The following is a 13,410-nucleotide window of genomic DNA, read 5'->3' as shown; positions in this document are numbered from 1 at the left end:
GTTGTTTATATATTTTTTTTTATTTTATATGTCTTTGTTGAAATTAGAAGATTCTCGATTACGAGATTGAAACCAGTTTCCACACGCTATAATCTCGTTGTGCTTATAGCGTTGAAATTAGAAGATTCTCGATTACGAGATTGAAACGTAAGAATACGCGCACCTGACAAGGAAATTTACAAAGTTGAAATTAGAAGATTCTCGATTACGAGATTGAAACGGTCGCCGCTTGGGTGGTTATGGGCAAGGATAATAGAGTTGAAATTAGAAGATTCTCGATTACGAGATTGAAACGGAACTGAGTTCATGGACGAGGAACATCGTAGATTTTTTCGTTGAAATTAGAAGATTCTCGATTACGAGATTGAAACAGCATCTACGATCGCAACGAGACAGGGAGTCCCTTCAGTTGAAATTAGAAGATTCTCGATTACGAGATTGAAACTACACCTAACAAGTATCTACACGTATACGGAAATAAGTTGACGTTGAAATTAGAAGATTCTCGATTACGAGATTGAAACGGTAAAGTGATACGCCATGCCGATTTTTTCAGGTTAGCGTTGAAATTAGAAGATTCTCGATTACGAGATTGAAACCTGTCTGCCTTGCTACAAACGCCTCACCAAATTTTTCGTTGAAATTAGAAGATTCTCGATTACGAGATTGAAACTTGTTTTACTTCCACTCTTGCAACTTGTCCAGAGGGTGTTGAAATTAGAAGATTCTCGATTACGAGATTGAAACTATTCATAGGTTCTGGTTTTATAGAATCTATGATGATAGCGTTGAAATTAGAAGATTCTCGATTACGAGATTGAAACCAACACGGCATTATGAAAAAGTAGGCAACTCTAAAATCTACCATAACTATATCCGGTGCGGTTAGGAAACCGCACCTACCCGGCTTGGAAAATACAAGTATTACCGAATTAAAAAATTAATCTTCATACAGGTTATGCTACAAAGATGACAACTTGCGTTAAAACAGCAACAAAACATAGTCCGTAACGAAGTGGGGTGTTTTGATTGGGAGTTTCTTCAACTCCAACGCGACAATCTGAAGTTTCAAATCACGTTACCTCTCCGAAAGGAATAATTAAAAAATGAAAATATTGATAACTGGGGCGAGCGGTAGGCTCGGCGAGTTTGTGATCCGAGAATTGGCGGATCAACACGCATTAGTGCTGATGTCGCGTAGAACACCGCCCGCGGAATTCTCACACCTCCCTTTTATTCAAGGCGACCTAAACAACTTCGAGGACTGCCAGCGTGCTGTTGAAGGTGTCGACGCAATCCAACACCTCGGTGCACAACCGGGTCCTGTTGACCATCCAGATTTACGTGCCCGTGCCGCTGAGCAAGACATACCTTTTGATGCCACCTTCAAAACGAATATGCTCGGCACTTACTACCTCATGCAAGCGGCAATTGAGGCAGATGTCCACACGGTTGTGATGTCCGGCAGCAATTGTGCGTTAGGACACGGCTTCCGAATTAGTAAGACCCATATCCCAATAGATTACCTACCCTTAGATGAAGAACACCCCTGCTATCCTGAAGATTCCTACAGTTTCTCTAAACGGTGTGGCGAAGATCTCTTGGCGAGTTATACTCGTGCCTATGGCATCCGAACCTATGTTACACGCCCTGCCGGTATCAGCCCAGAAGAACGGAGGAGACAGATGGCAGAGAATGCCAAACCGACAACCGCGTGGACCCCGTGGCTCTGGTGTTGGGTAGGCAGTGAAGACGTCGCGAGTGCACACCGCCTGATTATGGAAAAAGTGGACACACTGCCACCCCACAATGTCTATTTTCTGAACGCCGATGACACTTCAGCCTTAGAACCCTCCCAAGAATTGGTTGAGCGTTTTAAACCCGAATTTCTTCCGAAGGTCAGAGCACTTGAGGGACATCAGTCGTTTATCAATTGCGATAAACTGAAAAATGCTGTCGGGTGGCAACACGAGACATCGTGGCGATAGTAGAATAGCCGTTGGCAATCAGCCGTCAGCAGTCAGTTTTAAGAGATTTTCGTTTATAGTAAAGTTTAGAATTAATGAGACACTCTAAAGAGGCGAGGATACAATCCTCGCCAGCGACGGAGGGATGTTTCGCTGCGCAACTGTCTACATATTTTTCGACTTTACTATAAGTATACCCCGTTCTTGCTGAAAGCTGAAAGTCGACGGCTGACAACTAATTTGCCGAAAGCCAAAATTGGAGGAAATATTATGTCAACGAGTGATAGAGTACGCATCGGGGTTGTCGGTGTAGGGAGCATCTCCGTGCGGGGTATCCTTCCGCATCTCACCCAGGACGATGTCCAAGATAGATTACAGGTAACGGCTGTTTGTGACCCTGTTCCCGGTAGAGCGCAAGCGGCATCTGAAAAATTCAACGTCCCGTATGCGTATGAAACTTATGAGGCACTCTTAGCAGACGGACATGTAGATGCGGTCAGTATCGCATCGCCTATCGGCTTGCATTATGAGCAGGGGAAACTCGCGATTGAACACGGTCTTCACGCGCATTTCAATAAAACAATGACAACTACCGTCGATGAGGCGGATGACCTGATTGAATCGGCGGCACGTAGAGGCGTGAAATTAGTGGCTTCCCCTGGGGAGATGCTCCGCCCGATCCATCAAGAAATCCGTAGTCTTATTGCTGATGGTGTGATCGGAACGTTGACATGGGCAGCGGCTGGATCTGCTTTCGGAAGATACCATGAAAACGAATCCGTTCGACAGGGAGACGATCCGCTCTCCAACATCAATCCAGCGTGGTATTTCCGTAAACCGGGTGGCGGACCGCTCTATGACATGACTGTTTACGGCTTGCATACGTTGACCGGTATCCTCGGACCTGCGAAACGTGTAACGGCGTTCTCGGGTGTTCGCCTCAAGGAACGCGAATTCCGAGGCGAGATGCTCCCATGCGACATGGACGACAACACCTTTATTCTCCTTGACTTCGGCGAGGCGTTCTACGGCTTTGTCTATGGTGCCGCCGCTGGCTCCGTCGTCAGGGGTAGGCTGGCAATTCACGGCACCAGTGGCACGATTGAAGGCAATTTGCTGAATGGAAACCTCATTGATGCACCAGACGGAGAACTCCCACATGTTGTGGGACCGCATCGTAGCATTCAGGAATCGCACGTCTATGAGGATATTATGCAGTTAGTGGATTGGATTCGTGAAGATAAACCGACGATCGTCACGGCGGAGCATGCTCGACATGTGATAGAAATTTTCGATGCGGGATACCGATCCGCACAGACGGGACAGGCGCAAGACCTACGCACTACATTTTGAAGGAACAATCCACTATGCCAAAAGCTTTATGTATCGGTGAACTCCTTATCGACTTTGTCTCCACAACCCCTGATGTGACACTCACAGAAGCCCCAGGATTTGTGAAAGCCCCAGGGGGTGCTCCTGCTAACGTTGCCGTCGGTTTAGCGAAACTCGGCATGGATGCTGGGTTTATCGGTAAAGTCGGTGCAGACGCGTTCGGCGATTTCTTACGCGAAACGCTCCAACAGAACAGTGTTAATACCGACTACCTCATCGCAGGTGAAGGGTCTCGCACGACCTTAGCCTTCGTTGCCACGCGATCTGATGGTATGAAAGACATCACCTTCTATCGACATCCAGGTGCCGACATCCAACTCTCTCCTGATGAAATCGACGCTAACTATGTTCAATCGGCGGAACTCTTCCACTACGGCTCTGTCAGCCTCAGCCATTCGCCGAGCCGAGAGGCGACCCTTCACGCAATCCAGTCTGCAAAAGCGGGTGGTGCGACGCTCTCTTACGATCCGAATTTACGGTTGATGCTCTGGGATGAGGAGAATGATGCCAAGCACTGGATCTGGGAAGTGATGCCTTACGCAGATATCGTCAAAATTTCGGAAGAAGAGTGGGAATTTATTACGGACGATGTCGAATTGGCAAATGGGATTGACCGTATCCTTGGGCTCGGTGCAAAATTGATCGTTGTCACGTTAGGTGAACGCGGATGTTATTACACGAACGGTTCCGCTGAAGGCTATGTTGATGGTTTTGCGGTGGATGTTGTGGACACCCTCGGTGCGGGAGACGCCTTCGTCGCTGCGATGCTCACCCAACTGATGCAGCATGCAGACCTTAGATCGCTTGAAAAGGTGCAGCTTGATGCCATTATGCGATATGCAAATGCCGCAGGAGCGTTGGCAACCCAGAAGGTCGGCGTAATTCCTGCCCTGCCAACTCCTTCTGAGATTGAGAATTTCTTGTAAGGTCCCTTTGCCAATAAAGCGAAAAGGTCATGGAAGGAAAAAAGGTAGGAGTGAATGCCAGTTACGCTGGAAACACCTACATGTAGTGGCGTGTGCTTCGGTCAAAGCGAATCTAACAACAATTTCAGATGTCGTAACGTCCTATTTGTGTCTTGCTTTAACGGTGTACGTGGGCCAGGAAAAATAGAAGTCATCACCGTCTGGGCAGACAGTGTAATGCTCTCGTGCTTCATCAGGCGAGAGTTGCGCAAACGCATCACGAATCTCCTGCACGAGCTCGGGCGGGTTTTTCTCTGGACGTACCCACCAAAGAAATGACATCTGTGCATTTCGGGCATGTGCTGTCCTTTCAAGTGAAAATCCAGCATCCGTAATCATTGCATCCCATTGCGAGGGTGGATAACCATACACATGCGAGTTATCTCGGAGTCTCTCGACGCGGTTCTGCCACGCTCTCAATTTCTCTGATTCCGGTGAGACAGAATCCGTCATGCAGAAAAGTCCATCTGTCCGTAAAACCCGATGAACCTCGCTTAAGAATGCCCGCACATCCTGAAAGTGATGGGGTGCAATTCGACAAGTTACTAAATCCAACGAAGCATCACTAAACGGCAATGCCTCGGCAGCAGCGACAGAAAACGCTATATTTTTTATGGCTTGTTCTTGTGCGAGTTCAACCGCCTTCTCGACCATTTCCGGGGTAAGATCCGTCGCCACGACCTGTGCAACTTTCGGGGCAAGTGCGAACGCCGTAAACCCAGTTCCAGTAGCGATGTCTAAGGTCTGTTCTGTGCCTTTAGGGTCTGCAAAGTCGAGGAGTACGTTTAGCGTATTCCCTTTGGCATGGGTACTACTCTGGGCGTAGTAGTCAGCATGTTGGCTAAACTGGTCGCGAACCGCTGTGTGTATAGATTTCATATATCAGTTCTCGGTTTTCAGTTATCAGTTTTCGGTTAAAGAGATTTCTTACAAAAACACCAATTATTGAAAACCAGAGTCTATCTCAGAATATGACTTGTTGCGCTTTACTGCATCCAACACAACCTACAGGATTAATTGAAAACAATAACCCCACGAGCGTTTTCTCCGGCTTCCATATCCGCAAAAGCCTCATTAATCTGCTCAAGTCGATAGTGACGTGTAATGAGTTCATCGAGTTTCAATGTGCCTTCCGCATATAGACTCAGAAGCCTCGGCATATCCACCCGTGGTTGGCAGGATCCATAAAATGAACCGATTAACCGTTTCTCACTCGAGACGAAGCGTTGCGCTGGAATGCTGAATTCGGACTCATGATGTGCCATACCTACAATGACGGCACTTCCTGCAGGTCGGACCATATCATACGCCTGTACAATCGTTTTCGGATTCCCGATGACCTCAAATGCGTAATCCACACCCAAGCCATCTGTTAACTCACGAACGGCTTCAACCGGATCATTTTCAGCGGCGTTAACGACATCGGTTGCGCCGAATTTTTTCGCAAAGTTGAGTTTCTTCTCCGCAATATCGACAGCGATAATTCGTTCTGCTTGCGCGAGGACAGCACCTTGGATAGCGTTCAGACCGACACCACCGGTACCGATAACAGCTACGGTGCTGCCGGGTTCAACCTTTGCCGTGTTAAGCACTGCCCCGACACCTGTCGTCACACCACATCCCACGAGAGCGGCTTGCTCTAACGAATAATGTGGTTCAATTTTGACGAGATTCTGTTCTGGCACAACCATGTACTCCGACATCGTTGCGATCCGCGCCATCTGAAGAATTCCATCCCCTGAACTGTTGTGGAGACGGTAAGTGCCATCCAATAGAAATCCGCGAGGCACATCATAACTTTCGCACAGACAGACCCGTTCCATCTGACACATCCGACAACTGCCACAATAACTCACAAAAGACAAAATCACCGGATCGCCCGGATGGAAACCAGTTACATCCTTGCCAACGTGCTCAATCACGCCAGCCCCTTCGTGTCCAAGTGCGACAGCGGCATCGTAGTAGATGGTCCCGGTTACTACGGATAGATCGGAATGACAGACACCACTCGCAGCGGTCCGAACGAGGACTTCGTTTTCCTTCGGGTCATCTAATTCAAGCTCCTCAACGACAACGGGTTGGTTATGTTCATACATAACAGCAGCACGCGTTTTCATTTCTTCGCTCCCTCTACAGCGTAGTCCGCTTACAACAAGGATTCCAGATAACTTCTTGCCTTACGCATGGAGTCAACAGGATCCGATTCACCTTCATAAACAATCGAGAGACATCCGTTATAGTCAACCCCACGCAGAATATCCAAAACACGAGGGTAATCCAACCATTCCTCGACACCGCTATCAATCTGATAAAACTTCGTACGGACATAGACGGCGTGCGGTGCTGTCTGCTCAATACTTGCGTAGCAGTCGTACCCCGGATGTGAAGAACCTCGATGCCCACTTGCACCGGGGGATCCTGCATACTGTCCGGTGTCTAAGATATGTGTGAAATAGGGGTGATCGGTTTCATTCAGTGCGCGTAAAACAGCAGCACCATCGCGTGTAACGTTGTTGTGGTTGTGATTCTGTAGCCCGACGAGGATTCCTGCTTCATAGCCGTATTCAGCGACCTCCTTGAAGGCTTCAATCATCGGTGGCCACAAAGTATCTTCATCATCACAGTCGTCAGGAACATAGGCAGCAAAGACTCGAACAATGGGGCAACTCATAAAAGCGGCGACATCAATCCACTGCTTGATGAGCGCGATTTGTTCGGGATGTTCAGCAACAGGACGCCCAAAGTTGTTGCTAACCCCGATATAACCTAAGGGTAATCCTTTCCGCGCGAGATCTTTCTTGAGGTCCCGCAGATAGTTTGCATCGGTGGATTCAAACGCGCTTGAATGTAACTCAATAACATCGAAACCGAGATCGTATACGATTTGTGCGAAAGCAGCAGCAGTCGTATTTCTCACATTCAGAGACATCGTCCCTAATTTCATCATAAGGGTGTTCTCCTTTTTCGTCCTAATAGGAATACTTTCAAGAGCGTTCGTCTAACTCGTCCTCTGGCGTATCGGTGTATTCTTGAAGGGATATCCGGACTTGTTGATGTAACGCTGAGAGGAATTTCCGCAAGGTTTGCTGAAGATTATGAAGTTGATACCGGTCTTCCTCAAGACCCTGAATTCGTGAATCGAAACGCTCCAATCGGTTGAGTCGGTCAAAAATCTCTCCAATCAGATTCTGGGTTTCACTAAATCTGCGTCGCTCGTCTTCAATCTGCTTTTGTTCCTCTTCGAGTTGCCGAATTTTATCTGACATATCGGCGATTTCTCTGCGCGCCTGTGTCAACTCTTTTTGGAGATTTTGCGTAAAACTTATTAATTTTTCTAAGGTATTGGTTGTTTTATAAACCGGCTGTCCGGAATTCGTAAAATTGATTTGCTCCTGAAGCGGCGGGGTCTTCTCTGGTGAAAATGGTGTAGCGATTTCATCCGTTTGGTTCACCAACTCGGATGCGTCTGCACCTCCAAAAATACCTATTAACTTAATATGATATGAAAACTGGGTATAAGTTTCTCTCCGCTCACTGTATGTAACTTGCACGCGTATCTCCTCATTCACCTTCAGAGCACTAAGACGGGCATGTATATTTCGAATCACTACCTCATTGTATCCGAATGAGTTATTTTTCTTTGGATTCAGCTGCCGGAGGTATCGGTAAAGTTCTAACCCATCGGTGCTCTCGCGTTCCATCCCTTCGGTCGTTAAAACGCCGACGACTTCGGGATTTTCAGGATCCGATGTCGCATACTCGTCAGGTATGACGATATCCAGTGGCACCTCTCCGTGAACAGCCTTCATCCCGAGGATCCACTCTGATGTCGATGTTCTACTGCTGTATACAATGAAGTCGTAGGTAATTGCCATAGTTTTCTCTCTTCATGAAAGCATTTATTATTTTAAAAGCGCGCTATGAATCCTGATATCTTTCCTGCAGGTTATCCCCGAAATTAGGACCCCCTAACGTTCGCGAACTACGTCTGTAATCTCAACATGACCTCTGGAAGTTTCGGTATACAAGAGGTACCAACCCCTTCTACAGCGAAAGATGCGACACAGTGTGCGAAGTTCAGTGCGTCCTTGACAGAACGACTTTGATAATAGCTAATCAAAAAGGCGGTCGCGAAGACATCACCAGCACCCGTTGGATCCACCTCTGTAACGGAATAAGCGGCGGATTTCAGCTGCGTCCCATTTTGAAAGAGGGTTGCACCGTGCGCGCCCTGTGTCAGGACAACGATTGAAGTTAGCCCGATGTATTTTTCAAGTTCATCCGGATAACGACGGAGATCTTCATCACTGAGGATTAATATATCAATATGCGGCAAGATGTCCTTCGCTGTTTCCCATCGCTTTGCCTCAACCCTACCGCTGGCATCCCACTGTCGGAGCCAGCCTTGCGGCGTTGCACCTATTAACGTTTCGTCGCTGAAACAGTGAACGACCTCAGCAGAAACCTCATCTGCAATTGGACACAAGTAGGCTATATTACTCGTCTGCCATTCGAGAGGAATGTCGCTTCCCTTTAATTGCTGTGCGCTCCCAAGGATAAATTGCTGTCTGCGTCCTTTCGCGTCGTATTGGTTATCAAAGATTGTTGTCTCAGGAGATTCATGATAGACTGTCTTTATGCCTTCCAAAAGTGGATTTTTCCGATCAAAGTCCGAGCCAACAGCTGTAACCGCTCGAGCCCGGTGCCCAAGGTTTCGCGCAGTGAGTGTTGAGTACGCAGCAGATCCACCCAGGATATAACCGTTTGGCGAGACATCATAACAGAAGTGACCGACCGATAGAAAAGTCGTAGGCATCGAAGAGGATATATTCATATTCGCGTTATAATTCAAAGACAGGCTCCATCTGTGCCCACCATTCGTCTGGCTGTGCCTCCGTTACGGGTTCTTGGAAGGTCCTCATCAACTCATCCCAAGCTTTGCACTTCGGGTTCTCTTCGAGATAGCGCGGAAAATCGCGTTCTATATCAAAGGTATCAATCGTTTCCATTGCCATAAACAGACGGCATCCAATGAGGTAGATATTCATCTTCGTGATACCAACTGTTTTCAGGGCATCAATGACTTCGGGCCATGCATCTCGGTGATATGCTTTATATTTTTCAATAACAGACGGATCGTTTTTGAGATTTAGTGTTAAGCCGTAGTGCTTCATTTTAGTTTTTTCAGTAGTGACAGCAGGACGCGGAGAGTCGTAGCAAAATATTGAATTCTTTAAAACCAGACTCGGTTGCTGGATACACCGAAACTCCCTTTTTATTGAGTATTTATATGATACCAAATTTCAAAATTTTCGTCAATACTTTTCTCACAATCCACCAGAACCGCACCAATTTTAGCCTTACCCATACGCCTTGTCCCCGCCGGTGAGACTGCAAGCTTACCTTAGGCACTCCAATCGAACGTCCATTTTTGAAGAAAAACCAAACGAATCACAACACATTAAGGGACCATAGGACTGAAGCAACTTACCTATAGAATCCGTCCTAAATTCGGGTAATTTTTTCTTTTGTTGAAATAACTGTATATACAGTGCTATAATAATCTTTGGACTCACCGACAGTACCTGAATACACCATCAAGGCAGGTAAACCGAAAATGAAGGTCCTCTTTAGGAAAAACATCCCCAATGCCCTTCTCATTTCTATCGGGCTTCACATTCTCCTGATGATGCTACTTGGGACCTTATATCGTCAAAGACTCGATTGGCAGCCCAAACCGGTTACGGAGTTTGACATCATCAAGATTCGATTGCGGAGTTCCGCGCGTCCCTTGAAAAGGCTTCGCCACGTGCCACTACAACCTTCTACAGTTCCTGAAAACATGCAACAGATGGAAACAGTCGAGGTCCACCCTCCTGCGTTTCAAACCGCAGCAGCTCCCGTATCGCATCAAGATGCCACCATCGAACTGCAAACCCCCGAACTTGCCGCCGCTCTGCCAGGAGAACAGAGCTACGGAAAGAGGTTACAGGCTAAACCTGTATCAGGATCCGGCAGCAGTGGTGGCGGAAGTGGATTGGGTTCACGTATATCAGGTCACGGAAAAGCTGGCGGTGCCACTCGTGGTTTTTTAGGTGGGACGCGTGAGCAACCCGCCTCCGATATTGGCGGACTCACGCTTCCCGATTTGGCACTTACCAAAGTAGGAAAACATATCGTCGCAAACCGAGGGACTGATCTCGTCGACATCGTGTTTGTTATTGATGGCAGTGGGAGTATGAAAAATGATGTTGCCGCAGTGCGTGAGCATCTCAGTTCTATGACAGATCTCTTCGACAACGCGAATATCGACTTCACTATCGGCATCGTTACCTTCCGAGCTGGAACAGGGTATGGCTTACTCGGTTTGGACTTTGAGGTGATCCCTCAAATGCGTTCAATTTCTCAGATTAAGAAGGTATTGGCACAACTGAAATTCCGCGGAGACGAGAACGGTTTGGACGCACTCATTCGAGCCGCCGATGAGGTTACATTCCGTCAAGACGCAGAGATCCATTTCATATTTGTCACAGACGAATATGTTAGCGGCGCGTACTCTTCAATAGATGTGATGGTAAAGATGAAAACTGCTAAAATCAAGGTAGATGTTATCGGACGCGATGAACCGTTTCAGAAGTTCATTGCCAAGAGTACGGGTGGTTTATGGCTGCCGATTTCAAGTCTCACGATCCAGTGAACCGATAATCAAAGAACGGTGATGACCGATGCAGATAAAGGATAAACACTACGCTTTGGGATTGGCGTTTCTTTTCCTTGGCGTAAGCGCATTTACCGCCAGTCATCATGAAATGTGGCGCGACGAGATTCAGGCATGGCTCCTCGCCCGTGACAGTGGCTCCGTCTTCGAGCTTTTCTCACATCTCAAATATGAGGGGCACCCGGGGTTGTGGCATCTGTGTCTCATGCCACTCACCCGCATCACACACTCGCCTGTCATTATGCAGGTGTTCCACCTCCTGATTGCGGGGGTTACCGTTTACCTTTTCGTTCGTTACGCCCCTTTCAACCTTCTCCAGAAATTCCTTTTCTGTTTCGGTTACTTCGTCGTCTATGAATACGCGGTTCTCGCGAGAAACTATGCGCTCGGACTTCTGCTAATCACGGTCCTCTGCCTCCTTTTCAAGGAGCGTTACAAACGCTTTATTTCCATGGGTTGCGTGCTATTTCTGCTTGCACATACGAGTGTCCATGCCTTAATTCTCACGATAGCCGTAGGCGTCGCGCTCTGCTGCGAATATGTCTGTCACTGTTGCCGCCTAACCCCCTTTATCCAAGAAAGCGAGACTGAAAAAGATAAACGAGCCGTTTGGATCGGGTTCGTTCTCATTGGCATCGGTATTACGACCTCGGTTTTACAAGTCATGCCTCCACCCGATACAGGGTTCGCTGTGGAATGGAAGTTTGCCTATGAATCGGAAGAGTTCAGTAAGGTGATTCATCTCATTTCTCGTGCTTTTCTCCCGATTCCCGAATTCTCACTTAATTTTTGGAACAAGCACCAATTAGAAACGTACCGCGTCTTCCAATTCATTCAAATCCCGTTCTGTTTTCTTTTGATGCTTTGCGGCGTGTTGTTATTCCTCAAGCGTCCGACTGCACTCCTCATATATCTCGTGGCGATGTTTGGACTTTTATCCTTTTTTTACATCAAGTATTACGGTAGCATGCGGCACCACGGATTCCTGTTTATCACACTCCTAATGACAGGTTGGATTCATAAAGCCTGCCCTGAGATAGACCTTCGATCCAAAATTCTCAACGGATTACCACAACGGTTGTTCTCCCCGTTTTTTACCTTCATCTTTATCTGTCATTTCATCGGCGGTATAACCGCCATTGTATTGGAGCATCGACACGTCTTCTCATACGGGAAACAGGTAGCTGAATACATCAGCGCGAACGACATGCAAGATATGCAGATGGTCGGTGAGATAGATTACGCCGCCAGCACCATTGTTGGATACCTCGAAAAAGATGAAATTCATTATGTACACGGCAATCGTCCGGGTTCTTTTGTCAGATGGGATAACGTCCGCATGCCGGATGTTGATATTCCGGACACGCACGTCATTGAGCAAGCAAACACCCTGCGGACCCAGACCTCTCAGGATATTCTTATTATCATGAACCGCGCTTTAGACCCAGAACTGATTGCCCAGCATAACCTTAATCTTTTAACGGAATTCATAGGTTCAATCGTTGATGATGAAGGCTTCTATCTCTACCTTATGCCAGCACCTTGATGTGATTTCCCTTTTTGCGTAGGACCTCCGAATCCCAACGCCTCTTTTGCCCCAACCTCGCCTTCTGACCGCTGATGGCTGACTGCTGAAAACTGAATGCCTCTGATAAGTAAAACTTTTTGCTTGACAGAATCTGCAAGAAGTGCTACCATAATTGAATGTTGTTTTCGTGGAGATACACCAAAAACGGAGAACTTCCTAACACATGCCGAAACGTAAAAGAAAGCCCAGAAACGTCGATGCTTCGGACGTGAATGGAGAAGATAACTTAATCCTGCGTGAGACAACCCCCTTGCAGCTGCGCTATTATGGCGATCCAGTCCTTCGTAAAAGAGCCAAACCGGTTGCAGAGATTACAGAAGCAGAACGCCAACTCGCTGAACAGATGTTGATGACGCTCGAGGCTACAGGTAATGGGATTGGGCTCGCTGCAACGCAAGTCGGTGTTTTGAAGAGACTTCTCATTGTCAACATCGGTGAAGTTGAGGATGAGGTATATGAACCGCTGGTGCTGTTTAACCCCGAAATTCTCAGTTCTGAGGGAGAAATTGTTGCCGAGGAAGGATGTCTCAGCATCCCGGATGTAACGGCTGATGTGAAACGTCCAGAGCGAATTGTCGTTGAGGGGATTAATGCCGAGCGTGAATCCATCCATATTGAAGCCGATGGCTTACTCGCTCGTGTTCTGCTACACGAAATAGACCACCTCAATGGTGTACTTTTTATTGACCGGATCAGCGGATTGAAGCGTCGTCTGCTGGGCGATGAACTACTGAGACTGCAACAGGCTCAGCACCCTTCTTAAAAGTAATAGGCACGCTC

Annotated in this window: 13 protein-coding genes and 1 CRISPR repeat array; of the genes, 6 read left to right on the top strand and 7 right to left on the bottom strand. The window is 47.4% G+C overall.

The genetic code is table 11. The features are described from left to right. Nucleotides 1–36: 36 nt before the first annotated feature. A CRISPR array of direct repeats spans nt 37–824; the repeat unit is 37 nt; unit sequence GTTGAAATTAGAAGATTCTCGATTACGAGATTGAAAC. A gap of 282 nt (nt 825–1,106) precedes the next feature. The 3 genes from J4G07_08700 (at nt 1,107) to J4G07_08690 (ending at nt 4,285) form a co-directional block, all read left to right on the top strand. Continuing rightward, on the top strand, nt 1,107–1,988 hold the full coding sequence (locus J4G07_08700; protein ID MCE2414069.1) for an NAD(P)-dependent oxidoreductase: 882 nt from the start codon (nt 1,107–1,109) through the stop codon (nt 1,986–1,988). 249 nt (nt 1,989–2,237) lie between these two features. After that, nucleotides 2,238–3,320: a Gfo/Idh/MocA family oxidoreductase gene (locus J4G07_08695; protein ID MCE2414068.1), complete on the top strand. Its 1,083-nt coding sequence runs from the start codon at nt 2,238–2,240 to the stop codon at nt 3,318–3,320. 14 nt (nt 3,321–3,334) lie between these two features. Next, entirely contained in the window at nt 3,335–4,285 is a 951-nt protein-coding gene (locus tag J4G07_08690) for a hypothetical protein (GenBank protein MCE2414067.1), read from the top strand. Between the two features lie 141 nt (nt 4,286–4,426). On the opposite strand, the gene J4G07_08685 is transcribed toward J4G07_08690, so the two are convergent. From J4G07_08685 to J4G07_08660, 6 genes are all read right to left on the bottom strand, one after another. Further along, on the bottom strand, nt 4,427–5,203 hold the full coding sequence (locus J4G07_08685; GenBank protein ID MCE2414066.1) for a methyltransferase domain-containing protein: 777 nt from the start codon (nt 5,201–5,203) through the stop codon (nt 4,427–4,429). A 134-nt stretch (nt 5,204–5,337) separates the two neighbouring features. Continuing rightward, on the bottom strand, nt 5,338–6,441 hold the full coding sequence (locus J4G07_08680; GenBank protein MCE2414065.1) for a Zn-dependent alcohol dehydrogenase: 1,104 nt from the start codon (nt 6,439–6,441) through the stop codon (nt 5,338–5,340). A gap of 29 nt (nt 6,442–6,470) precedes the next feature. Beyond that, the gene (locus tag J4G07_08675) at nt 6,471–7,271 is read right to left on the bottom strand and encodes a sugar phosphate isomerase/epimerase (GenBank protein MCE2414064.1); all 801 of its coding nucleotides are present in this window, start codon (nt 7,269–7,271) and stop codon (nt 6,471–6,473) included. 37 nt (nt 7,272–7,308) lie between these two features. Further along, complete coding sequence (locus J4G07_08670) at nt 7,309–8,199, bottom strand: hypothetical protein (protein MCE2414063.1); 891 nt, start codon at nt 8,197–8,199, stop codon at nt 7,309–7,311. A 107-nt stretch (nt 8,200–8,306) separates the two neighbouring features. After that, nucleotides 8,307–9,140 (bottom strand): hypothetical protein, encoded by an 834-nt coding sequence (locus J4G07_08665; protein ID MCE2414062.1) that lies wholly within the window; start codon nt 9,138–9,140, stop codon nt 8,307–8,309. Between the two features lie 25 nt (nt 9,141–9,165). Then, nucleotides 9,166–9,498 (bottom strand): L-rhamnose mutarotase, encoded by a 333-nt coding sequence (locus J4G07_08660; GenBank protein MCE2414061.1) that lies wholly within the window; start codon nt 9,496–9,498, stop codon nt 9,166–9,168. Between the two features lie 443 nt (nt 9,499–9,941). On the opposite strand from J4G07_08660, the gene J4G07_08655 reads away from it, so the two are divergent. Next, entirely contained in the window at nt 9,942–11,021 is a 1,080-nt protein-coding gene (locus J4G07_08655; protein ID MCE2414060.1) for a VWA domain-containing protein, read from the top strand. Between the two features lie 28 nt (nt 11,022–11,049). Then, complete coding sequence (locus tag J4G07_08650; protein ID MCE2414059.1) at nt 11,050–12,588, top strand: hypothetical protein; 1,539 nt, start codon at nt 11,050–11,052, stop codon at nt 12,586–12,588. On the opposite strand, the gene J4G07_08645 is transcribed toward J4G07_08650, so the two are convergent. Beyond that, nucleotides 12,567–12,740, bottom strand: a complete 174-nt coding sequence (locus tag J4G07_08645) for a hypothetical protein (protein MCE2414058.1) — start codon at nt 12,738–12,740, stop codon at nt 12,567–12,569. The genes J4G07_08650 and J4G07_08645 overlap by 22 nt on opposite strands. A gap of 53 nt (nt 12,741–12,793) precedes the next feature. Here J4G07_08645 and def point away from each other — a divergent pair, with 53 nt between their 5' ends. After that, entirely contained in the window at nt 12,794–13,393 is a 600-nt protein-coding gene (gene def / locus J4G07_08640) for a peptide deformylase (GenBank protein MCE2414057.1), read from the top strand. Nucleotides 13,394–13,410: the final 17 nt, after the last annotated feature.

The sequence above is a fragment of the Candidatus Poribacteria bacterium genome (assembly GCA_021295715.1).
Classification (GTDB): Bacteria; Poribacteria; WGA-4E; order WGA-4E; family WGA-3G; genus WGA-3G.
Note: the sequence above shows the minus strand (reverse complement) of the source record. Positions and strands in the feature narration are given on the sequence as shown.

What these genes read in the sequence shown, in the direction of transcription:
- J4G07_08700 (MCE2414069.1), top strand. Translation starts at nt 1,107, where the DNA reads ATGAAAATATTGATAACTGGGGCGAGCGGTAGGCTCGGCGAGTTTGTG.
- J4G07_08695 (MCE2414068.1), top strand. Translation starts at nt 2,238, where the DNA reads ATGTCAACGAGTGATAGAGTACGCATCGGGGTTGTCGGTGTAGGGAGC.
- J4G07_08690 (MCE2414067.1), top strand. Translation starts at nt 3,335, where the DNA reads ATGCCAAAAGCTTTATGTATCGGTGAACTCCTTATCGACTTTGTCTCC.
- J4G07_08685 (MCE2414066.1), bottom strand. Translation starts at nt 5,203, where the DNA reads ATGAAATCTATACACACAGCGGTTCGCGACCAGTTTAGCCAACATGCT.
- J4G07_08680 (MCE2414065.1), bottom strand. Translation starts at nt 6,441, where the DNA reads ATGAAAACGCGTGCTGCTGTTATGTATGAACATAACCAACCCGTTGTC.
- J4G07_08675 (MCE2414064.1), bottom strand. Translation starts at nt 7,271, where the DNA reads ATGATGAAATTAGGGACGATGTCTCTGAATGTGAGAAATACGACTGCT.
- J4G07_08670 (MCE2414063.1), bottom strand. Translation starts at nt 8,199, where the DNA reads ATGGCAATTACCTACGACTTCATTGTATACAGCAGTAGAACATCGACA.
- J4G07_08665 (MCE2414062.1), bottom strand. Translation starts at nt 9,140, where the DNA reads ATGCCTACGACTTTTCTATCGGTCGGTCACTTCTGTTATGATGTCTCG.
- J4G07_08660 (MCE2414061.1), bottom strand. Translation starts at nt 9,498, where the DNA reads ATGAAGCACTACGGCTTAACACTAAATCTCAAAAACGATCCGTCTGTT.
- J4G07_08655 (MCE2414060.1), top strand. Translation starts at nt 9,942, where the DNA reads ATGAAGGTCCTCTTTAGGAAAAACATCCCCAATGCCCTTCTCATTTCT.
- J4G07_08650 (MCE2414059.1), top strand. Translation starts at nt 11,050, where the DNA reads ATGCAGATAAAGGATAAACACTACGCTTTGGGATTGGCGTTTCTTTTC.
- J4G07_08645 (MCE2414058.1), bottom strand. Translation starts at nt 12,740, where the DNA reads ATGGTAGCACTTCTTGCAGATTCTGTCAAGCAAAAAGTTTTACTTATC.
- def (MCE2414057.1), top strand. Translation starts at nt 12,794, where the DNA reads ATGCCGAAACGTAAAAGAAAGCCCAGAAACGTCGATGCTTCGGACGTG.